This is a genomic window from Klebsiella sp. JB_Kp031 (genome assembly GCF_040064295.1).
Lineage (GTDB): Bacteria > Pseudomonadota > Gammaproteobacteria > Enterobacterales > Enterobacteriaceae > Klebsiella > Klebsiella quasipneumoniae.
Genome location: NZ_JBEAJW010000041.1, coordinates 109,450 through 128,822 on the forward strand (window position 1 = coordinate 109,450; position 19,373 = coordinate 128,822).

At 56.2% G+C, this 19,373-nt stretch carries 21 protein-coding genes and 1 tRNA gene; 6 read left to right on the forward strand and 16 right to left on the reverse strand.

Translation table 11 applies throughout. The annotated features are described in order from the left end of the window. Positions 1–373: 373 nt before the first annotated feature. Positions 374–449: transfer RNA gene (locus tag ABLV64_RS21900), tRNA-Phe, on the reverse strand. Positions 450–554: 105 nt separating this feature from the next. Next, positions 555–1,268, reverse strand: coding sequence for a DUF554 domain-containing protein (locus ABLV64_RS21905; RefSeq protein ID WP_348843157.1), 714 nt, complete (start codon positions 1,266–1,268; stop codon positions 555–557). Between the two features lie 419 nt (positions 1,269–1,687). Here ABLV64_RS21905 and ABLV64_RS21910 point away from each other — a divergent pair, with 419 nt between their 5' ends. After that, positions 1,688–3,826 carry an ornithine decarboxylase gene (locus ABLV64_RS21910; RefSeq protein ID WP_017899763.1) on the forward strand — a complete coding sequence of 713 codons (2,139 nt, stop codon included), beginning with the start codon at positions 1,688–1,690 and terminating at the stop codon, positions 3,824–3,826. A 42-nt stretch (positions 3,827–3,868) separates the two neighbouring features. On the opposite strand, the gene ABLV64_RS21915 is transcribed toward ABLV64_RS21910, so the two are convergent. The 4 genes from ABLV64_RS21915 to mutY all read right to left on the reverse strand — a co-directional run bounded on the left by ABLV64_RS21915 (position 3,869) and on the right by mutY (position 7,805). Beyond that, positions 3,869–5,122, reverse strand: coding sequence for a nucleoside permease (locus ABLV64_RS21915; RefSeq protein ID WP_023319141.1), 1,254 nt, complete (start codon positions 5,120–5,122; stop codon positions 3,869–3,871). A gap of 190 nt (positions 5,123–5,312) precedes the next feature. Then, positions 5,313–6,395, reverse strand: coding sequence for a membrane-bound lytic murein transglycosylase MltC (mltC, locus tag ABLV64_RS21920; protein ID WP_002916629.1), 1,083 nt, complete (start codon positions 6,393–6,395; stop codon positions 5,313–5,315). Positions 6,396–6,443: 48 nt separating this feature from the next. After that, positions 6,444–6,719 (reverse strand): oxidative damage protection protein, encoded by a 276-nt coding sequence (locus tag ABLV64_RS21925; RefSeq protein WP_004105744.1) that lies wholly within the window; start codon positions 6,717–6,719, stop codon positions 6,444–6,446. A gap of 27 nt (positions 6,720–6,746) precedes the next feature. After that, complete coding sequence (gene mutY, locus ABLV64_RS21930) at positions 6,747–7,805, reverse strand: A/G-specific adenine glycosylase (RefSeq protein ID WP_017899765.1); 1,059 nt, start codon at positions 7,803–7,805, stop codon at positions 6,747–6,749. Between the two features lie 136 nt (positions 7,806–7,941). Here mutY and trmB point away from each other — a divergent pair, with 136 nt between their 5' ends. Genes trmB through ABLV64_RS21945 form a run of 3 tightly spaced genes read left to right on the forward strand, consistent with a single transcriptional unit; the run spans position 7,942 to position 9,757 of the window. Continuing rightward, a complete protein-coding gene (gene trmB, locus ABLV64_RS21935) occupies positions 7,942–8,661 on the forward strand; it encodes a tRNA (guanosine(46)-N7)-methyltransferase TrmB (protein WP_004205192.1) in 720 nt (239 codons plus the stop codon). Next, entirely contained in the window at positions 8,661–8,987 is a 327-nt protein-coding gene (locus ABLV64_RS21940; RefSeq protein ID WP_002916620.1) for a YggL family protein, read from the forward strand. Before trmB ends, ABLV64_RS21940 begins: the two co-directional genes overlap by 1 nt. Before the next feature lie 50 nt (positions 8,988–9,037). Further along, complete coding sequence (locus tag ABLV64_RS21945; RefSeq protein WP_004205190.1) at positions 9,038–9,757, forward strand: DUF2884 domain-containing protein; 720 nt, start codon at positions 9,038–9,040, stop codon at positions 9,755–9,757. Between the two features lie 47 nt (positions 9,758–9,804). Here ABLV64_RS21945 and ABLV64_RS21950 read toward each other — a convergent pair whose 3' ends face one another. From ABLV64_RS21950 to ABLV64_RS21985, 8 genes are all read right to left on the reverse strand, one after another. After that, the gene (locus tag ABLV64_RS21950) at positions 9,805–11,106 is read right to left on the reverse strand and encodes a TRAP transporter large permease subunit (RefSeq protein WP_348843156.1); all 1,302 of its coding nucleotides are present in this window, start codon (positions 11,104–11,106) and stop codon (positions 9,805–9,807) included. After that, entirely contained in the window at positions 11,099–11,608 is a 510-nt protein-coding gene (locus ABLV64_RS21955; RefSeq protein ID WP_348843155.1) for a TRAP transporter small permease, read from the reverse strand. The genes ABLV64_RS21950 and ABLV64_RS21955 overlap by 8 nt, the downstream gene beginning before the upstream one ends. A 46-nt stretch (positions 11,609–11,654) precedes the next feature. Further along, positions 11,655–12,641: a TRAP transporter substrate-binding protein gene (locus tag ABLV64_RS21960; protein WP_348843154.1), complete on the reverse strand. Its 987-nt coding sequence runs from the start codon at positions 12,639–12,641 to the stop codon at positions 11,655–11,657. Between the two features lie 304 nt (positions 12,642–12,945). Then, positions 12,946–14,082, reverse strand: a complete 1,137-nt coding sequence (gene hemW / locus ABLV64_RS21965) for a radical SAM family heme chaperone HemW (RefSeq protein ID WP_217324682.1) — start codon at positions 14,080–14,082, stop codon at positions 12,946–12,948. Beyond that, positions 14,075–14,668: an XTP/dITP diphosphatase gene (locus ABLV64_RS21970; RefSeq protein WP_004205185.1), complete on the reverse strand. Its 594-nt coding sequence runs from the start codon at positions 14,666–14,668 to the stop codon at positions 14,075–14,077. Before ABLV64_RS21970 ends, hemW begins: the two co-directional genes overlap by 8 nt. Positions 14,669–14,680: 12 nt before the next feature. After that, complete coding sequence (gene yggU, locus ABLV64_RS21975; protein WP_004205183.1) at positions 14,681–14,971, reverse strand: DUF167 family protein YggU; 291 nt, start codon at positions 14,969–14,971, stop codon at positions 14,681–14,683. After that, entirely contained in the window at positions 14,968–15,534 is a 567-nt protein-coding gene (locus ABLV64_RS21980; RefSeq protein ID WP_004205182.1) for a YggT family protein, read from the reverse strand. The genes yggU and ABLV64_RS21980 overlap by 4 nt, the downstream gene beginning before the upstream one ends. A gap of 20 nt (positions 15,535–15,554) precedes the next feature. Then, positions 15,555–16,256 (reverse strand): YggS family pyridoxal phosphate-dependent enzyme, encoded by a 702-nt coding sequence (locus ABLV64_RS21985; protein WP_004205181.1) that lies wholly within the window; start codon positions 16,254–16,256, stop codon positions 15,555–15,557. A gap of 16 nt (positions 16,257–16,272) precedes the next feature. Here ABLV64_RS21985 and ABLV64_RS21990 point away from each other — a divergent pair, with 16 nt between their 5' ends. Then, positions 16,273–17,253 carry a type IV pilus twitching motility protein PilT gene (locus ABLV64_RS21990; RefSeq protein ID WP_348843153.1) on the forward strand — a complete coding sequence of 327 codons (981 nt, stop codon included), beginning with the start codon at positions 16,273–16,275 and terminating at the stop codon, positions 17,251–17,253. Positions 17,254–17,601: 348 nt separating this feature from the next. Then, complete coding sequence (locus ABLV64_RS21995; protein WP_032456615.1) at positions 17,602–18,255, forward strand: LuxR C-terminal-related transcriptional regulator; 654 nt, start codon at positions 17,602–17,604, stop codon at positions 18,253–18,255. A 51-nt stretch (positions 18,256–18,306) separates the two neighbouring features. On the opposite strand, the gene ruvX is transcribed toward ABLV64_RS21995, so the two are convergent. Continuing rightward, a complete protein-coding gene (gene ruvX, locus ABLV64_RS22000; RefSeq protein WP_004205178.1) occupies positions 18,307–18,723 on the reverse strand; it encodes a Holliday junction resolvase RuvX in 417 nt (138 codons plus the stop codon). After that, positions 18,723–19,286 (reverse strand): YqgE/AlgH family protein, encoded by a 564-nt coding sequence (locus ABLV64_RS22005; RefSeq protein ID WP_002916603.1) that lies wholly within the window; start codon positions 19,284–19,286, stop codon positions 18,723–18,725. The genes ruvX and ABLV64_RS22005 overlap by 1 nt, the downstream gene beginning before the upstream one ends. Positions 19,287–19,373: the final 87 nt, after the last annotated feature.

Consider the following 19,373-nt stretch of genomic DNA (forward strand, 5'->3'; position numbering starts at 1 on the left):
GAATGGCGATTTGAATCAGCGGGTTATCTGATATTTGAAAATGTATTTGCGAAAAGATTCTATGGGGAGAGGCGGTCTGCGCTGGCCGTTAAGTGGCAGCTGGCTCACCAGGAGAAAAGTGCAGCAGAGAAATCACGGGTTAGCGATGTTCGATGAAGAGTCCGGCTACAGAAGAGCAAAAACCCGCCTTGTGGGCGGGTTCTTTAAATAGTGGTGCCGGACTCGGACTAACGCCGCAGGCGTTGAACAGCGCGCGTGTCGCGCTGGCCCCGAAGGGGTGAGCCGCTGTGCGGCGAATAATCGAACGCAGTTCGATGGAGAGTCCGGCTACAGAAAAGCAAAAACCCAGCCATAGGCTGGGTTCTTTAAATAGTGGTGCCCGGACTCGGAATCGAACCAAGGACACGGGGATTTTCAATCCCCTGCTCTACCGACTGAGCTATCCGGGCAACGGGGCGCATTAAACCGTAATCGCCGCGCCTCGTCAACGAAATTTATCTGTTTTGCAGCAGACTGAACAATCTATCACCACATTGCGCTAAAAGCACGCGTCTTCAGGCAAAAAACAGCGTCCAGGCCGCTGAGATCGGCATCGCCAGCACCAGCGCAGGCAGCATATTCACCACGGCAAACATTTTTATTCCGCAGATGCGCAGCCCGGTGGCCACCAGCAGCATACCGCCGACGGCGCTGAAATCCGCCAGCATCATCGGCGTGGTGAGCGGCATAATGATCGCCGCGCAGGCCGCGAGGGTCAGCTGGATAAGTAGCATCGGTACGCTGATGGCGGCGACGGCAATGCCCAGGGTACAAGCGAAAATGGTGGCGGTGAAAAAATCGAGAAACGCTTTGGCAATCAGAATGCTGGCGTCGCCGGTCATCCCTTCGCGCATGGCGCCGAAGACGCCGGTGCCGCTGGCGCAGAACAGGACGATAATCGCCACACAGCTCTGAATATAGGAGTCATGAGCCGAGGCTTTTTTCTTACCCTTCGGCGTCAGCAACTGCTGGAGCTGACTGACCAGCGTATTAATCCCTTTTTCCATATTACAAATTTCGCCGAGCAGCGTTCCCACCAGGGTCGACAGCACCATCACCGGCAAATTGGCGCATTTGATCACCAGTAAAATGCCGATGCCTAATGACGCCAGACCAAAAATTGAGGTCATGGATGTGCGGATCCGTTCCGGCAACCGCTGGCTGAGTAAGGCGCCTAACACGCCGCCGACCAGCACCGCGCTGGCATTAATAAAAGGTCCTGTAACCACGCTGACTCCTGTTAAATATCCCTGATAACCGAATGATTATGACGTTAACCCGCCGTGAAAGCTTGTGTATCCGTGATATAAGTGCATACGGTTTTCATCTTGCGCCTGTCGGGGAAAGGTGCCATGATTGCGCGAATTTTCTCCTCCCTGATATGAGGCCGCCGATGACGACACTGCCATTACCTCGCCAGCGACGCCGCGCACAGATGCGTGGGCTGCCTCATCTTGCTACGCTTACCCCTCTGTTCACCATGCGGTGAAGGACACGTATGCTCACTGTAGGGCAACAGTAAGATCGGACGCGTCTGCTTTTACTGATGTCCGGCGGTCGGAGCTGAATCCGTCAGACCCGGACACATCGTTGGGCAAGGTTTCCCTTGCCTGAGATTTTTACACTCCCGATACGGGCATTTGCGCTTATGAAATCCATGCACATTGCCGCCAGCTGCGAGCTGGTCACCCGCTTGTCCACCCACCGTCGCGTTGTGGCGCTGGACAGTACCGATTTTACCGATGTGGCGGCAGTCGTCATCACCGCGGCGGACAGTCGCAGCGGCATCCTCGCCCTCCTCAGGCGTAGCGGATTTAACCTGCCGGTCTACCTGCTGAGCGAGACGGCGGTCGATAAGCCGGAGGGGGTACAGGCGGTGATCGCCGGTAAAGATCAGGAGTGGCTGGAGCTGGAAGCGGCGGCCTGCGATTATGAAGCGCGTCTGCTGCCGCCGTTTTTCAATACGCTGACCCAGTACGTCGAAATGGATAACAGCACCTTTGCCTGTCCGGGACACCAGCACGGGGCCTTTTTCAAAAAGCATCCCGCAGGCCGCCAGTTCTATGACTTTTTTGGCGAAAACGTCTTTCGCGCCGATATGTGTAACGCCGACGTAAAATTAGGCGATCTGCTGATCCACGAAGGGTCGGCCAAGCACGCGCAGAAGTTCGCCGCGAAGGTCTTTAATGCGGATAAAACCTACTTCGTCCTTAACGGCACCTCGGCGGCCAACAAAGTCGTGACCAACGCGCTGTTGACCCGCGGCGATCTGGTGCTGTTCGATCGCAACAACCACAAGTCAAACCATCACGGGGCGCTGATTCAGGCTGGAGCGACGCCTGTCTATCTTGAAGCCGCGCGCAATCCGTTCGGCTTTATCGGCGGTATTGACGAGCGCTGCTTTGATGAGCGCTACCTGCGGGATCTCATCCGTGAAGCGGCGCCAGAGAAAGCCACGGCCTCTCGCCCGTTTCGTCTGGCGGTGATCCAGCTCGGAACCTATGACGGCACGGTCTATAACGCCCGCCAGGTGGTCGATAAAATCGGCCACCTCTGCGATTACATCCTGTTCGACTCGGCGTGGGTGGGCTATGAGCAGTTTATCCCGATGATGGCCGACTGTTCGCCGCTGCTGCTGGAGCTGACCCCGGACGATCCGGGCATTTTTGTCACCCAGTCCGTTCACAAGCAGCAGGCCGGTTTCTCGCAGACGTCGCAGATCCATAAAAAGGATAACCATCTGCGCGGCCAGGCGCGCTTCTGTCCGCACAAGCGGCTGAATAACGCCTTTATGCTGCATGCCTCTACCAGCCCGTTTTATCCGCTGTTCGCCGCACTGGACGTCAACGCCAAAATCCACGAAGGCGAGAGCGGCCGCCGCCTGTGGGCCGAATGCGTGGCGCTGGGCATCGAGGCGCGCAAAGCGATCATCGCCAATTGCAAGATGATCCAGCCTTTTATTCCGCCGATAGTGGCGGGGCGCCCGTGGCAGGATCATCCGACTGAGGCGATCGCCCGGGAGCGCCGTTTCTTCAGCTTCGAACCGGGCGCGCGCTGGCATGGCTTCGAGGGCTATGCCGACGACCAGTATTTTGTCGACCCGTGCAAGCTGTTGTTGACCACCCCGGGCATCGACGCGGAGAGTGGGGAGTACAGTGAGTTCGGCATCCCGGCGACCATTCTGGCGCATTACCTGCGGGAAAACGGCATCGTGCCGGAGAAGTGCGATCTCAACTCGATTCTGTTCCTGCTGACGCCGGCGGAAAGCGCCGAAAAAATGGCGCAGCTGGTGGCGATGCTGGGGCAGTTTGAACAGCATATTGAAGCGGATACGCCGCTGGCCGATGTGTTGCCGACCATCTATAACAAATACCCGGTGCGTTATCGCGACTATACCCTGCGCGAACTGTGCCAGGAGATGCACGATCTGTACGTCAGCTTTGACGTGAAGAGCCTGCAAAAAGAGATGTTCCGTAAACGGAGCTTCCCGCGGGTGGTGATGAATCCCCAGGATGCCAACCGCGAATTTATCCGCGGCGACGTGGAGCTGGTGCGTCTGAGCGAGGCGGAGGGCCGCGTCGCGGCGGAAGGGGCGCTGCCGTATCCGCCGGGGGTATTATGCGTGGTGCCCGGTGAGGTCTGGGGTGGCGCTGTACTGCGCTATTTCCTTGCGCTGGAAGAGGGGGTTAATATGCTGCCGGGCTTCTCGCCGGAGCTGCAGGGGGTATATAGTGAGACGGATTCGGACGGCATTAAGCGGCTGTATGGCTACGTGCTGAAGGGATAAAAAATGCCCCGCTGAACCGGCGGGGCGTTTTGCTTTTGACGATCACGCGCTCTGCTGCGCGGCGGTCGGTTGTCTGACGTGTTTGTATTTGAACAGCGCCACGAAGGCAAAAGCCAGCACCAGCGAATAGCCGGCGAAAATCAGCCACACGCTCTGCCAGTTAGTGATCCCTTCGACGGTAAAGTGCTCCACCACTTTGCCGCTCACCATGCCACCGAGAATACAGCCGAAGCCGTTGGTCATCATCAGGAACATGCCCTGGGCGCTGGCGCGGATTTCCGGACGCACCTCTTTCTCCACGAACACTGAACCAGAGATGTTGAAGAAGTCGAAAGCGCAGCCGTAGACGATCATCGACAGCACCAGCAGCACGGTGCCGAACGGTGTCGGATCGCCGAAGGCGAACAGGCCGAAGCGCAGCATCCACGCCACGATACTGATAAGCATCACGTTCTTAATGCCGTAGCGGCTGAGGAAGAACGGAATGGTCAGGATAAACAGCGTCTCGGAGATCTGCGAGATCGACATCAGCACCGAGGCGTGTTCGACGATAAAGCTGCCGGCAAACAGCGGATCTTTATCGAAGCTGTGCAGGAAGGTATTACCGAACATGTTGGTGATTTGCAGCTCGGCGCCTAGCATCATCGAGAAGATAAAGAAGATTGCCATGCGCTTGTTTTTAAACAGCGCAAAAGCGTTAAGCCCCAGCATCTCCGTCCAGCTTTGATTACGCTGGGCGTTAGCCACCGGGATCGTCGGCAGCGTCAGGGTGAACAGCGTCAGCAGGACCGACAGCGTCGCGCCAATGTACAGCTGCATATGGCTCAGTTCGAAGCCGGAGAAGCTTACGCCCCACATGGCGAAGATAAAGCCGATGGTGCCCCAGATCCGGATCGGCGGGAAATCGGTGACGATATCCAGCCCCGCCGACTGCAGGCGGTAGTAAGAGATTGTGTTAATCAGCCCCAGCGTCGGCATATAGGCCAGCGAGTTGAGGAGGATCACAAGGAACATCTCGCCCGGCGTGGTGACCTGCGCCGCCAGATACAGCGTCAGCGCGCCCACCAGATGGCAAGCGGCATACACCCATTTGGCGCTGATCCACTTATCGGCGACGATGCCGAGCAGCGTCGGCATCAACACCGCGGCGATACCGAGCGAGCTATATACTGCGCCGATAGCCGCGCCATCAAACTTCAGCGTGACAAACATGTATGAGCCAAGCGTGGTGAGCCAGCTCCCCCAAAGGCAGAACTGCAGGAACGACAGTATTTTGAGCTGCAGCTTAAGATTCATGTAGTTATCCTCACGAATGTGGGCTTGTTATGTTTTTAAAATAACATTAATCCCGTTATTTTGATGCGATTCTATCATTCACCAGCTGAAGGCTTCTGTTAACTGCCGCAGAAAACCGAAAGATATTCCACAGTATGGCGCAGAAAAAAAGCGGCCTCAGCGCGTGGCTGAGGCCGGTGTCAGGAGGGGGTTATTTACGGCGGTAGCTTTTCTGCGCCGTGTTAACTTTATACAGATAGCGGCGCGATTCCGCCGACGGGTGACGGGTGGTCAGCGTCTGGTAGACGTCACCTGGCGCCATGCTGTTGATGATATTGGCCGCCTGGACTTTATCGCTGGAGAAGACCCGCAGCACGCTGCCGGCGCCGCCGTTATAGGCGGTGATCACCGCGTAGCGACGCGAGGTGGGGTTATCGATGCCAGCAAGGTAGACATTGTTCAGCATCGCCAGGTAGGCAGTACCGGTGTCAATGTTATTCGCCGGGTCGAACAGATAGCTGCGGCTTGGCAGGCCCGATTTACCCTGGGAACGGAAGACGTCTCTGCCGGCGCTGTGCTGGACTACCTGCATCAGCCCCATGGCGTCGGCATGGCTGACCGCATAAGGGTTAAAGGAGGATTCGGTCTGCATAATCGCGAGGATCAGCGACTCATCAACCCCATACTTACGCGAGGCCTGACGCACCATGCCGAGGTATTTATGCGCACGTTTGTCGAGGTGGTTCGGCACCAGGTTGATGGTGATGCTGTAGACCACGCGCAGGCCGTTGTTGCGGCTCTTCAGGCGTGTTTGCAGCAGATAGTCGGCAAAGCGCGCGGCGCGCCACTCCCAACGAATCGATGCCCCGGTGTTATCCACCACCTGGCCATAGAGGAACGGCTCTTTGGAGATCTGAATGTCATCGACATCGGAATAGAGGTCGATGGAGTTGGGGTCATCGCCCATCAGCAGGGTTTTGACGATCGCCTGGCGCAGTCGTCCGCGCGGATCGGTGCCGGCGATGGTCTCGACGGTGATCGTCCCTTCATCAAAGTTGATGTGGCTGCGGGTTTGATACTGGTCGGTGTATTTGACGTAGTCCTTCGGCCCGGCGAGCAGGACTTCGTTGTACCCCCAAATGTTCTCGATGTTGTGGGCAAACTGGCCCATCAGGATATCAAAACCGTTGGTATCCTTGACCCAGGCCTCGTTGTATTCGGCGCCTTTTTTATTGGAGCTGGAACACGAAACGAGCAACGGCGCAATCAGCGCGAGCGCTAAGTATTTTTTCATCATTCCGGGCGTGCGTGTTGTGTTTGTTTTTAAAAGGCCGCAGGGCCCTTACTGTTTTTCCGGCGGCGTATAGCCTTCGATGTGCACGTCTTTCCCTTCAAACAGGAACTGCACCATTTCCTGTTCCAGCAGCTTGCGGTGCTCCGGGTTCATCATGCTGAGCTTTTTCTCGTTGATCAGCATGGTCTGCTTGTGCTGCCACTGCGCCCAGGCTTCTTTGGAGATTTCGTTGTAAATGCGCTTCCCGAGTTCGCCCGGATACAGCTGAAAATCCTGGCCGTCCGCTTCACGCTGCAGGAAGGTACAAAAAATGGTTCTGCTCATAATCAATCCTCTTTGATAGCCGAAAATTTATACCGGCGTTCCGGCTTTTAACTGTTGCAACAAGCGCTCCACGGGGGCCGCCAGACCGACCGACGGCGGCTGCGCTAAGTTATACCAGAGTGCGTTGCCTTCATCCATGCATGCGCCAGATGAGTGCACTGTAAGCCACATCGGCACAATATCCAGGTGGAAATGGCTGAAAGTGTGGCGAAAAGCGGTGAGCTGCGTCAGATTATCGGCCTTAATCTGGCGCTGTGCCAGCCACTCGCGCAGGCCCGCTTCGTCGGCAAACTGCGGAAAACAGAACAATCCGCCCCACAGACCCACCGGCGGACGTTGGGCGAGAAACACCTCGTCACCGTGCTGCATCAGCAGAAAATAGCCGGTGCGTTCCGGAATGGTCTGCTTCGGTTTTTTGCCCGGATATTCTGCCCATGAATGATTGGCGTAGGCCACGCAGCCGTTGCTCAGCGGGCACAGTTCGCACTTCGGCTTCGAGCGGGTGCAAACCATCGCCCCGAGATCCATCATCGCCTGGTTAAAACGCTCCACGCCCTTCGCCGGCGTGACCGCTTCGCTAATCTCCCACAGCCGTTTTTCCACCTCTTTTTTCCCCGGCCAGCCGCTGACAGCATAGCAGCGGGCGAGCACGCGCTTCACGTTGCCGTCGAGAATCGGATAATGCTGACCGAGCGAAAGCGATAAAATGGCCCCCGCCGTTGAGCGCCCGACGCCGGGAAGCGCCGCCACTTCGTCAAAGGTCTGCGGGAATTCGCCGCCGTGCTGCGTCGCCACCTGCTGCGCCGCTTTGTGTAAGTTGCGCGCCCGCGCGTAATAACCCAGTCCGGTCCACAGATGCAGCACTTCATCCAGCGGCGCGTTGGCGAGATCGACCACCGTAGGGAAACGCGCCATAAAGCGTTCAAAATAGGGGATAACCGTGGTCACCTGGGTTTGTTGCAACATCACTTCGGAGAGCCATACTTTGTAGGGCGTCTTGGCGATTTGCCAGGGCAGGGTTTTACGCCCGTATTTGTCGTACCAGTCCAGGACCTGGGCTGAAAATTGCGTGGCGAGAAAAGTCAAAGCTACGGCTCCGGGATCGCGATTACAGGGGGGCAGATTGCAGCATAAGGGCGAGTGGCTGTAAACCCTTGCATCCGCCGGGTAACTTTGGATAATGCCCGTTTTCCGAACACATTCACAAGCAGACCAAACTTTTATGAAAAACGACGTCATTTCTCCGGAATTCGATGAAAACGGTCGCCCGCTGCGCCGTATTCGTAGCTTCGTCCGTCGCCAGGGCCGCCTGACGAAAGGGCAGCAGCATGCGCTGGATAACATTTGGCCGGTGATGGGCGTTGAATTCAACGATGCGCCGCTCGATTTCGCCGCCCTGTTTGGCCGCGAAGCGCCGGTCACCCTCGAAATTGGCTTCGGGATGGGCGCCTCGCTGGTGGCGATGGCAAAAGCCAAACCGGAACAGAATTTCCTCGGCATCGAAGTGCACTCCCCGGGCGTCGGCGCCTGTCTGGCCTCGGCCGAAGAAGAAGGTGTGCAAAACCTGCGCGTGATGTGTCACGATGCGGTGGAAGTGCTGCACACTATGATTCCGGATAACTCGCTGAATATGGTGCAGCTGTTTTTCCCTGACCCGTGGCATAAAGCGCGCCATAATAAACGTCGTATCGTACAGCCGCCTTTCGCCGAGCTGGTGAAAAGTAAACTGAAGCTCGGTGGCGTCTTCCATATGGCGACCGACTGGGAAGCCTATGCCGTCCATATGCTGGAAGTGATGTCCTCACTGGAAGGGTATCGTAACCAGTCGGCAAGCAACGATTACGTACCGCGCCCGGAATCGCGCCCGGTAACCAAATTTGAACAGCGTGGCCATCGTCTCGGCCACGGCGTATGGGACTTAATGTTCGAGAGGGTGAAATAATGGCCAAGAATCGTAGCCGTCGTCTGCGTAAAAAAATGCATATCGACGAGTTTCAGGAGTTAGGCTTCTCCGTCGCCTGGCGTTTCCCGGAAGGGACCAGTGAAGAGCAGATCGACCAGACGGTCAACGATCTGATCGAAGAGGTGATTGAGCCGAACAAGCTGGCCTTTGACGGCAGCGGCTATCTCTCCTGGGAGGGGCTGATCTGCATGCAGGAGATCGGTAAATGCACCGAAGAGCATCAGGCCATCGTGCGCAAATGGCTGGAAGCGCGTAAGTTAGAGGATGTGCGCACCAGCGAACTTTTTGACGTCTGGTGGGACTAAGTTTGACAAGGGTCGGCAACTGCCGGCCCGTTTTGTCTTAAGGGAGTTTTATGATGCGTAAAACGCTGCTGGCGGTGGCGCTCTCCGTCACCGCTTTGTCTGCCCATGCGGACTACCAGTGTAGCGTCACGCCGCGTGACGATGTGATCCTCACCCCTCAGCAGGTACAGGTGAAAGGGGAAAACGGCAATCTGGTGATCAAACCGGACGGCAACCTGACCTTTAACGGCAAGGCTTATGCGCTCAGCGCCGCCCAGCGCGAACAGGCGCAGGATTACCAGGCCAGTCTGCGTAGCAGCCTGCCGTGGATTGACGAAGGCGCGCGTTCGCGAGTCGAAAAAGGCCGCAAGGCGCTAGATAAAATCATTACCGAACAGGTCGGCGCCAATAGCAGTATGCACGGTCGTCTGACCAAGCTGGACGCGCAGCTGAAAGAACAGATGAACCGCATCATTGAGCGCCGCAGCGATGGCCTGACCTTCCACTATAAAGCCATCGACCAGGTGCGCGCCGACGGCCAGCAGCTGGTAAATCAGGCGATGGGCGGCATTTTGCAGGACAGCATTAACGAGATGGGGGCGAAAGCGGTGCTCAAAGGCGGCGGCAACCCGCTGCAGGGCATTCTCGGTAGCCTCGGCGGTCTGCAAACCGCTATCCAGGATGAGTGGAAAAACCAGGAGGCCGATTTCCAGCAGTTTGGTAAAGACGTCTGCAGCCGGGTGGTCTCCCTTGAGGACAGCCGCAAAGCGCTGGTTGGCTCGTTAAAATAGCTTGATTTCGCTACCTGCGCCCGCAGGTAGCGACGACGCTCAGGCGATCACATCAGCCCCAGCAGCTGTGGAATAAACAGCGAGATCGGCGGGATATAAACAATCATCATCAGCGCGATCAGCAGGGCGGCGTAGAACGGCAGCAACGGTTTGATGAGCTGCTGAATTTTCACCCCTGAAATGGAGCAGCCGACAAACAGCGCGCTGCCAACCGGCGGGGTCAGCAGGCCGATGCACAGGTTAGCGACCATCATGATGCCGAAATGAACCGGGTTCATGTCCAAATCCTCAGCAATGGGCAGAAATATCGGCGTGAAAATCAGCACCGCTGGGGTCATATCCATAAAAATGCCGACGATTAGCAGCACAATGTTAATCAGCAGCAGGATCACCACCGGGTTTTCCGACACCCCCATTAGCGCATCGCTTATCATGTAGGGAATATCGGCATTGGTCATCGCCCACGACATGCCCACCGAAAAGCCAATCAGCAGCAGCACAATAGAGGTCATGACTACCGATTCCAGAATCAGCTTCGGCAGATCGCGCCACTTCACTTCCCGATAGATCAGTACCGACAGGATAAAGGTGTAGACCACGGCGATGGCAGAGGCTTCCGTCGCGGTAAAAATGCCGCCAAGGATCCCGCCCATCACAATGATGACCAGCAGCAGGCTGGGCAGAGCATCGAAAAAGGCCTTTGCCGCCTGGGCGCAGGTCGGCCGTTCGGAAACCGGATAGCCGCGGCGTTTAGCGATGCAGCCGCAGACCAGCATAATAGCCAGGCCCATCAGGATGCCCGGCAAATAGCCGGCCATAAACAGCGAGGCCACCGAGACGCCGCCTGCGGTCAGGGAAAAGACGATCAGGACGTTTGACGGCGGAATAAGCAGACCCGTGATGCAGGATGAGACGTTTACCGCTGTGGAAAAGGTCGGATCGTAGCCTTTCTGCGTCTGAATGGGATTCAGCGTCCCGCCTACCGCCGCGGCGGCCGCGACGGCTGAACCGGAAATCGAGCCGAACATCATATTGGCGAGCACGTTAACGTGCCCCAGCGATCCGGGCACTCGCCCAACCATCACCTGCGCCAGATTGATTAAGCGTATTGCAATCCCGCCGCTGTTCATCAGGGTTCCGGCAAAGATAAAAAAGGGGATGGCCAGCAGCGCGAAGTTATCAAGCCCGTTCGCCAGGCGTTGAGACACGGTTATCACCGCGATATCCCAGGGAAACATCAGCAGCATCGAGCCAACGGTAGCGATACCGATGGCGAAGGAGATGGGAACGCCGATAAAAACCAGAATAAAGAAAACGCCAAATAGCGTCAGTGCAATAGCGCTATCCATGAGTTGCTCCTTCTTCTGCATGTTTCATGGCTTTCAGGCCGTTACTGATAAAACACAATGCGTAAAACATCATCATGATGCCGGTGAGCGGCAGGATCAGATACACGTAGCCCATGGGGATCTGCATCGCGGCTGAGACCTGGGCGGTCGACAGCGTTTTTGCAATCAGTTTTACGCCGCCGGTCACAATCACTGCGCCGGCAAACAGCAGGATCAGCAGGTTAATAATGACGCTGAACAGCGCCTGCCTGCGGGGAGAGAGCGTCATGGTGAGTAAATCAATCACCAGGTGACGCTGGGCGCCGAGGGTGTAGGCCGCGCCCAGTAGCCCGACCCAGATCATTAAGAAGCGCGCCAGCTCATCGGTCAGGGTGCTTGGCTGGTTAAGCACGTAGCGGCTGAATACCTGCCAGACGACGCAGACAACCAGCGCAATCATTACAGCGACAGAGAAGGCGGCGATGGTGCGGTCCACCGCCAGCTTGATGCGGTTAAGTATCATCGTTGATTTCCTGGTGAAGACGGGCCAGCGGCTGGCCCGTTAATGGTTATTCCGCGGCAGCTTCAAATTTGGCCAGCAGGGCGGCCTGTACAGGATCTTTTTTAAAGTCATCGAATAGCGGCTGCACGGCGGCGCGGAACGGCGCTTTATCCACTTTGATAATTTCGCCCCCCATGGCTTTGGCCTGCGCGCGGGTATCGGCGTCGATTTTCCGCCACAGCTGTTGCTGAAAAACCTCTGACGCTTTCGCCGCTTTGATCAGGATTTGTTTCTGATCCGGCGTCAGCTTGTCCCAGGTTTTACTGGAGATAACGAGGAAATCAGGGATGGAGGCATGCTCATCTTCAGAGAATACTTTCGCGATTTCGATATGGCGCGTCTGCACCCAGGAGGGAACGTTATTCTCCGCGCCGTCCACCACCCCCTGCTGCATGGCGGTATAAACTTCACCAAAGGAGATGGGGGTTGGGGAACCGCCCATTAATTCGACCATTTTTAACGTTGTCGGACTGGCCTGAACGCGGATCTTCAGTCCTTTTAAATCTTCCGGCCTGGTGATGGGCTTTTTTGCATAAAAACTTCGCGTCCCGGCGACATAAGCGGAAAGGGCAAAAAATCCTTTCTCTTTCGTCGAGTTCATTATTTCTTTACCCACCTCGCCGAAGACCACGTTATTGAAGTGGTTCTGGTCGTTAAACAAGAATGGTAAATTATATATGGCGTAAATATTATCGAAAGATTCCAGATCGCTGGCGGAACCTTTGGTCATATCCAGCGCGCCATTTTGTAATAACTCCATGGTCTCGCGCGCGCTGCCCATCTGACTACTCGGGTAAATGCGAATCTTCATCTTACCGTCAGAAAGCTGGTTTACCTCTTTGGACATCTCCTCAAACGCCTGATGCACCACATGGCTGCGCTCAAGGTTATGCGCCAGTTTTAATGTTATTTTTTCAGCCGCGACGGCACCTGCAGAGAGTAGGGCCAGTAAAGCTATACCTACCAGAGAACGAGAAAAAGGATATTTTTTCATGAGTTGGCTCCATGCACTTGGGGTAATGGGTCAATATCTTAAGCATCATGCTTTATTTCTGTATGACATATTATCTTTGTTGTCGTACATCTTTAAGCTGCCTGACTCACACTTTCTGGCAATGAGGTAATGAAATAACCGATCTTATTGAAGGATTGATATTTGGTTTGTATTAATTAATGCAAATTAATTTGAGAGTGGAATATTTAATAACAATGGAACGGATGTAATGAGGTATATATGGCGGAGGAATCGAGTGATTCCCATTCCCGCCATATTGCTGCCGGGAATGGGATAACGATATTTATTCGCTGAGGAATAGTTCGAGAAGAGAATTTAAAAACAGCTTTCCATGCTCGGTAATCTGCCAGTTCTGCGCGTCTTCCTGCAGATAGCCGTGGGCTATCGCCGCGTCCAGCTGCGGACGGATCGCCGCTTCATCAAGACCGGTATAACGGCGGAATTCCGCGCGCGGCGCGGCCTCCAGCAGGCGAAAACGGTTCATAAAGAACTCAAACGGTTTATCCGCCTCTTCCACATCATGCTGGCGTTCGAGGTAGCGGCCTTCCATATAGCCGCGCGGGTGGCGGGTTTTGGCGGTACGCAGGATGCGCCCGTCCGGGAAGGTTATCTTGCCGTGCGCGCCGCAGCCGATGCCGAGATAGTCGCCAAAGCGCCAGTAGTTGAGATTGTGCTGACACTGATAGCCCGCTTTGGCGTAAGCGGAAGTCTCGTACTGCTGGTAGCCGGCGGCGCCCAGCAGCTGATGTCCCTGCTCAAAAATATCCCATAGCGCGTCGTCATCCGGCAGCACCGGCGGCCGGGAACCGAACAAGGTGTTCGGCTCAATGGTCAGCTGGTACCACGAGAGATGCGGCGGGTTGAGAGCAATGGCCTGACGCAGATCGTCCAGCGCCTCCTCCAGCGACTGGTCCGGCAAACCGTGCATCAGGTCGAGATTGAAACTGCGCAAGCCCAGGCCGCTGGCGAGGCGTGCCGCGCGTTTGGCCTCTTCCGGGCCGTGGATCCGCCCCAGCCGCTGCAGCTTTGGTTCGCTAAAGCTTTGTACGCCGATAGAGATGCGATTCACCCCGGCGCGCTGGTAATCAACGAAGCGATCGGCCTCCACGGTGCCCGGGTTGGCTTCCATGGTGATTTCCGCCCCGGCGGCCAGCGGCAGGCAGGCGCGGACGCCATCGAGCAGGGTTTGCATGGCCGGGCCTGACAGCAGGCTCGGCGTACCGCCGCCGATAAAAATGGTGCCTATTTCCCGTCCCTGGGCATACTGCACATCGGCCCGCAGATCGTTCAGCAGATGCTGGACGTAGTCATCGTGCGGCACCTCGCCTTTCAGTGCATGCGAATTAAAGTCGCAGTACGGGCATTTCTGCACGCACCAGGGAATATGAATATAGAGACTCAGCGGTGGCAAATTAGCCATTACGTAATGCATCCAGTAACAGTTTAAGCGCCTGCCCGCGATGGGAAATGGCGCTCTTTTCTTCACGGCTCAGTTCGGCCGCGGTTTTTCCCTCTGACGGGACGAAGAAAATCGGATCGTAGCCGAAGCCGCCATGACCTGCGGCTTCCCGGGCGATCACCCCAGGCCAGCTGCCGTGGCACACCAGCGGCGTGGGATCTTCGGCATGGCGCAGATAGACCAGTACGCAGTGGAACTGCGCCTGGCGCTGGTCGTCCGGCACGTCCTGCAGGGCGTCGAGCAGTTTCTCAAGATTCTGCTGGTCGCTGGCGTCGACGCCGGCATAGCGGGCGGAGTAGATGCCTGGCGCGCCGCCAAGGGCATCGACGGCCAGACCGGAATCGTCGGCGATAGCCGGCAGGCCGGTGATCTGCGCCGCATGACGCGCTTTCAGAATCGCGTTTTCAATGAAGGTCAGACCGGTCTCTTCCGCAGACTCGACGCCGAGCTCGGTCTGAGCGACGATATCGAGACCAAAATCTTCCAGCAGCGAGGCCAGTTCGCGCACTTTACCGGCGTTGCCGGTAGCGAGGACGACTTTTTGCATGATGAATCCTGTTTATTCAGTTAGCGCCGCGACCGCAGTCGGGATCTGTTGTGGGGCGATGATTTTAACTTGCTTATGGCGGCCCAGCTCGCCTTTTTCAATCAGTACCTGGCTTTTGGCGACGCGGAACTGTTTGGCGAGAAATTTCACCAGATGGGCATTGGCCTGGCCATCAACGGGCGGGGCGGTAATGGCGACTTTGAGCTCGTCGCCATGTACGCCCACGATGCTGTCGCGGCTGGCCTTCGGCTGAATATACAGCCTCAGCACCAGCCCGTCAGCGCAGCTTTCAACGGCACTCATAGCGCCATCCACAGCCCCGGCAGCAGTACGTTACCGGTAGCCTGCAGCACCTCGGCGACCCCCATATTGATCACGTACAGCAGCAGCACCAGCACCATCGGTGAGAAATCGATACCGCCCATCGACGGCAGCAGGTTGCGGATTGGACGCAGCAGCGGGTCCGCCAGCTGCATCAGCACATACTCCACCGGGCTGCGTCCCTGGCTGACCCAGCTCATGATCGCCATCAGCAGCAGCACCCAGAAGATCAGCGAGCCGATGGTTTTCAGCAGAATAAGCAGGGCGGAGATCCAGATGATCGGCTGGAAGGTGATCACCATAAACAGGACGATCGCTTTGATGACGCAGAGGATGAATGCCACCAGCAGCGAGGCGCTGTCAATCGGCCCCATTGCCGGGATGATCCGGCGCAGCGGTCCGACAATCGGCTGCGTGGCCTTTACCACAAACTGCGAAAACGGGTTGTAAAAGTCGCAGCGCGCCCACTGCATCCAGACGCGTAACAACACGACCATTGTGTAAAGCTCAATGACCGTTGAAAGCAGGAAAGTCAACGTCTTCATGGCGTTCCTCAGATTCCTTATTATTTGCTGTAGTCGCGCGCACCAAAAATGGCCGTGCCGATGCGCACCATCGTGCTTCCCGCCGCGATAGCGGCTTCCATATCGTCCGACATTCCCAGAGACAACGTATCGACCGTGGGGTACCGCGTTTTTAACCGCGCAAATGCTACCGCCATTTGCTGGGCGACGGCAAACTGCCTTACATATTCTGACTCAGGCGCGGGGATCGCCATCAGGCCGCGCAGCTCCAGATGAGGTAACTCAGCGATCTCCGCGGCTAAGGCATCGAGCGCTTCCAGCGGGATGCCGGATTTACTCTGCTCATCGCTGATGTTGATTTGAATCAGCACCTTTAGCGGCGGCAAATGCGCCGGGCGCTGCTCGTTCAGGCGGGTGGCGATTTTCAACCGATCGACGGTGTGGCACCAGTCAAAATGTTCGGCCACCAGCCGGCTTTTGTTGGACTGCAAGGGACCAATAAAGTGCCACTGCAGTCCACTGACGCCTGCCTGCTGGAAATGGTTAATCTTCTCCACGCCCTCCTGGACGTAGTTTTCACCAAATGCCCGCTGGCCTGCCGCGATGGCTTCTTCGATCGCGCTCGCAGGTTTCGTTTTACTCACTGCAAGCAATGTCACTTCTTCTGGCGCACGCCCGCAACGGGCGGCGGCACCGGAGATTTTGTCCCGGACCTGTGCCAGGTTATGCGCAATATCGTTCATATTCCGAGGATGAGTTATGAAGCTGGAAGAAATCGTAGCCCTTAGTGTAAAGCATAATGTCTCCGATCTACACCTGTGCAATTCCGCCGCACCGCGCTGGCGGCGGCAGGGTAAGCTGGAGCCCGCGCCCTTTCCCGCACCGGATATTGCGGATTTACTCAACGACTGGCTCGATGCCGCACAGTTACAGCACTGGCAGGAGCACGGCCAGATAGACTTTGCGCTGACTCTGGCCTGTGGTTCACGGTTACGCGCCAGCGCTTTCGCCCATACGCGCGGAATATCGCTGGTGCTGCGCCTGCTGCCCAGCCAGTGTCCGCGCCTGGAGGCGCTGGGCGCGCCGCCTGCGCTAAGCGAGCTGCTGGCGGAAGAGAGTGGCTTGCTGCTGGTCACCGGGGCGACGGGCAGCGGCAAGTCGACCACCCTGGCGGCGATGGTCGGCCATCTCAACCAGCATCTTGATGGCCATATTCTGACGCTGGAGGATCCGGTGGAGTTTATTCATCACAGCGAGCGGTGCCTGATTCAGCAGCGGGAGATTGGCCGGCACTGTCCTTCGTTCTCCGCGGCGCTTCGGGTGGCGCTGCGCCAGGATCCGGATGTGATCCTGCTCGGCGAGCTACGCGACAGCGAAACCATTCGTCTGGCGTTAACTGCGGCGGAGACCGGGCATCTGGTGATGGCGACATTACACACCCGCGGCGCGGCGCCGGCGGTGGAGAGATTGATCGATGTCTTTCCGGCAGAGGAGAAAGATCAGGTTCGTAGCCAGCTGGCCGGAAGCCTGTGCGCGGTGCTGGCGCAAAAATTATTACCCGCACGTCAGGGCGGCAGAGTTGCGCTATACGAGTTTCTGGTTAATACGCCGGCGGTAGGGAATTTGATCCGCGAAGGAAAAGTGCATCAGCTGCCCGGTGTAATGCAGACCGGGATGCAGGCCGGAATGTTGACATTTACCCAGAGTTTTCAGCAACGTGTGGCCGCAGGCGAGCTGTAAGGGGAGTGTGAAGCGAGTTGGGTGGTTGAAATGGTGTGTTAACTAAATGTTTAAAAGCTGTTTCTGGATATTATTTGATAATACAAATAATCCTTGTGAATAAATTCAAATAAGATATTCAGTTGAGATATGTCGGCAGTGAATACGCATTTCCAGGAAAAAAGTTTGATTACCTTTTGACAGCTTTGAGTCATTCGATTTATGCTGTTTACGGGAATAGGATGATTCTCATGGAATAACGTTTCAATTTGTAAATTGCCAATGCTATTTATAAATTCACGGCTGATTGTATATTTTTTTATTCATTTAACCACCATGACGGTGGATAGCTGCTAAGGAGAGTTTTAAGTGATTAATTTAAATGGAAATTCATCATCTTCTCGTCAGGTAACCTTTATTACCCACCCGTCTATTCAAAGCAAAGCCTTTGCCAGCTATCTGAGCGAAACCCTGGTGGCACCGGTGGTTTTACAAAATATTAATAAACCGCTGGCGCAGCGTCTGGCAAAAGATTCTGTAATATTATTTGATATTGCAGTGTCAAATAAGAAATTAAACGGGGTATGGCGGGATATTATTCGCTTGCAGGCAGATAACCCTCGTTTGTTGATTATTAATAGCGCACAAAAGTATGAGTTATACGAAATGGCGCAGTGGCCGGCTTTATATGGCGTGTTCCGCCATGACGATGATGAATCGCGCTTAATTGAGGGCGTCAAGGCCGTGCTGAACGGCGAACAGACGGCTGAATTGAGCGTGATGCACCCGGCGATGTACGCTGCGGACCATGCATCGGCGCCGGTTGAGAACTCGCCGCTGACCGAACGAGAATGCGAGATCCTCAACGAACTGCGCTGCGGCGCGACCAACCTCGATATTGCCCGCGCGCTGTTTATCAGTGAGAACACGGTGCGGACGCACCTGTATAACGTGTTCCGTAAGCTGAGCGTTAAGAATCGCACCCAGGCGGTGAGCTGGGCTAACGAACATCTGCGCCACTAGGCGGGGGAGCTGCGCCGTCTGCGGTTCGCCGGCGGCGCAGAAGAGCAGGGCTTAAAAGCTCTGCTCGAAGTAGCTTTCCAGAATGACCACCGCAGAGGCCGAATCGACGCTGCCTTTATTCAGCGCCCGATAGCCGCCATGTTCGAACAGGCCCGCCCGGGCCTCAACCGTACTCAGACGTTCATCGTGGAGAAGGATCGCGACGCCAAAGCGGCCATGAATTTTATTGGCGAAATTACGCGCGCGCGCGGTCAGCGGTTGCTCAGTGCCGTCCATATTCAGCGGCAGGCCGACGATTACCGCCTCCGGCTGCCACTCCTTAAGCAATTTTTCGATGATATTCCAGTCCGGTTTACCGTCCTGCGCCTTCAGCGCCGGCAGTGGCCGGGCGGTTGCGGTGATCCGTTGCCCTACCGCCACACCGATGCTTTTGGTCCCGAAATCAAAGCCGAGAAAGGTACCGCTCATTATGCATGCCCCGCGACGCCTGGCATCGTCACGATGTCGATGCCAATCAGTTTAGCCGCCTCGCGCCAGCGATCGGCGATGGGCGTACGGAAGAGAATATTCTGGTCAGCCGGGGCGGTAAGCCAGGCATTATCTAGAATCTCCTGCTCCAGCTGCCCTTTCTCCCACGAAGAGTAGCCCAGGGCAACCAGCACGTTGCCCGGTTGCCGGTCGGTGCCTAAGGTTTCGAGGACATCCCGCGAGGTGGTGATCACCGTGTTATCCGAGATACGGATGCTTGAGGAAAAGTCAGAGGGCGGGGTATGTAAAATAAAGCCGCGGTCTTCCGCCAGCGGGCCGCCCAGCATCACCGGTTTATCCAAGCGGATCTCCGGATTACGCGGCTCCGGGACAATTTTGAGCTTCTCAAGGATCCCTTCCACCTGCAGATTTTCCAGCGGCTTATTGATAATAATGCCCATGGCACCCTCGTCGTTATACTCGCAGATATAGACCACGGAGCGGCGGAAAATGGGGTCCTGAAGCGCAGGCATGGCAATCAGAAAGTGATGCTGTAAATTCATTGTCAGAGGTTCTGTTCCTGGTTCAAAAAGCAACACCCAGTATGCGGGCAAAGTAGAATGGTGTCGATGCACTTTATCTGGCAGGCG

Excerpts from the sequence above, each read along its gene's own strand:
- ABLV64_RS21910 (WP_017899763.1), top strand. The coding sequence starts at position 1,688 with ATGAAATCCATGCACATTGCCGCCAGCTGCGAGCTGGTCACCCGCTTG.
- ABLV64_RS21915 (WP_023319141.1), bottom strand. The coding sequence starts at position 5,122 with ATGAATCTTAAGCTGCAGCTCAAAATACTGTCGTTCCTGCAGTTCTGC.
- mltC (WP_002916629.1), bottom strand. The coding sequence starts at position 6,395 with ATGAAAAAATACTTAGCGCTCGCGCTGATTGCGCCGTTGCTCGTTTCG.
- ABLV64_RS21925 (WP_004105744.1), bottom strand. The coding sequence starts at position 6,719 with ATGAGCAGAACCATTTTTTGTACCTTCCTGCAGCGTGAAGCGGACGGC.
- trmB (WP_004205192.1), top strand. The coding sequence starts at position 7,942 with ATGAAAAACGACGTCATTTCTCCGGAATTCGATGAAAACGGTCGCCCG.
- ABLV64_RS21940 (WP_002916620.1), top strand. The coding sequence starts at position 8,661 with ATGGCCAAGAATCGTAGCCGTCGTCTGCGTAAAAAAATGCATATCGAC.
- ABLV64_RS21945 (WP_004205190.1), top strand. The coding sequence starts at position 9,038 with ATGATGCGTAAAACGCTGCTGGCGGTGGCGCTCTCCGTCACCGCTTTG.
- ABLV64_RS21950 (WP_348843156.1), bottom strand. The coding sequence starts at position 11,106 with ATGGATAGCGCTATTGCACTGACGCTATTTGGCGTTTTCTTTATTCTG.
- ABLV64_RS21955 (WP_348843155.1), bottom strand. The coding sequence starts at position 11,608 with ATGATACTTAACCGCATCAAGCTGGCGGTGGACCGCACCATCGCCGCC.
- ABLV64_RS21960 (WP_348843154.1), bottom strand. The coding sequence starts at position 12,641 with ATGAAAAAATATCCTTTTTCTCGTTCTCTGGTAGGTATAGCTTTACTG.
- hemW (WP_217324682.1), bottom strand. The coding sequence starts at position 14,082 with ATGGCTAATTTGCCACCGCTGAGTCTCTATATTCATATTCCCTGGTGC.
- ABLV64_RS21970 (WP_004205185.1), bottom strand. The coding sequence starts at position 14,668 with ATGCAAAAAGTCGTCCTCGCTACCGGCAACGCCGGTAAAGTGCGCGAA.
- yggU (WP_004205183.1), bottom strand. The coding sequence starts at position 14,971 with ATGAGTGCCGTTGAAAGCTGCGCTGACGGGCTGGTGCTGAGGCTGTAT.
- ABLV64_RS21980 (WP_004205182.1), bottom strand. The coding sequence starts at position 15,534 with ATGAAGACGTTGACTTTCCTGCTTTCAACGGTCATTGAGCTTTACACA.
- ABLV64_RS21985 (WP_004205181.1), bottom strand. The coding sequence starts at position 16,256 with ATGAACGATATTGCGCATAACCTGGCACAGGTCCGGGACAAAATCTCC.
- ABLV64_RS21990 (WP_348843153.1), top strand. The coding sequence starts at position 16,273 with ATGAAGCTGGAAGAAATCGTAGCCCTTAGTGTAAAGCATAATGTCTCC.
- ruvX (WP_004205178.1), bottom strand. The coding sequence starts at position 18,723 with ATGAGCGGTACCTTTCTCGGCTTTGATTTCGGGACCAAAAGCATCGGT.
- ABLV64_RS22005 (WP_002916603.1), bottom strand. The coding sequence starts at position 19,286 with ATGAATTTACAGCATCACTTTCTGATTGCCATGCCTGCGCTTCAGGAC.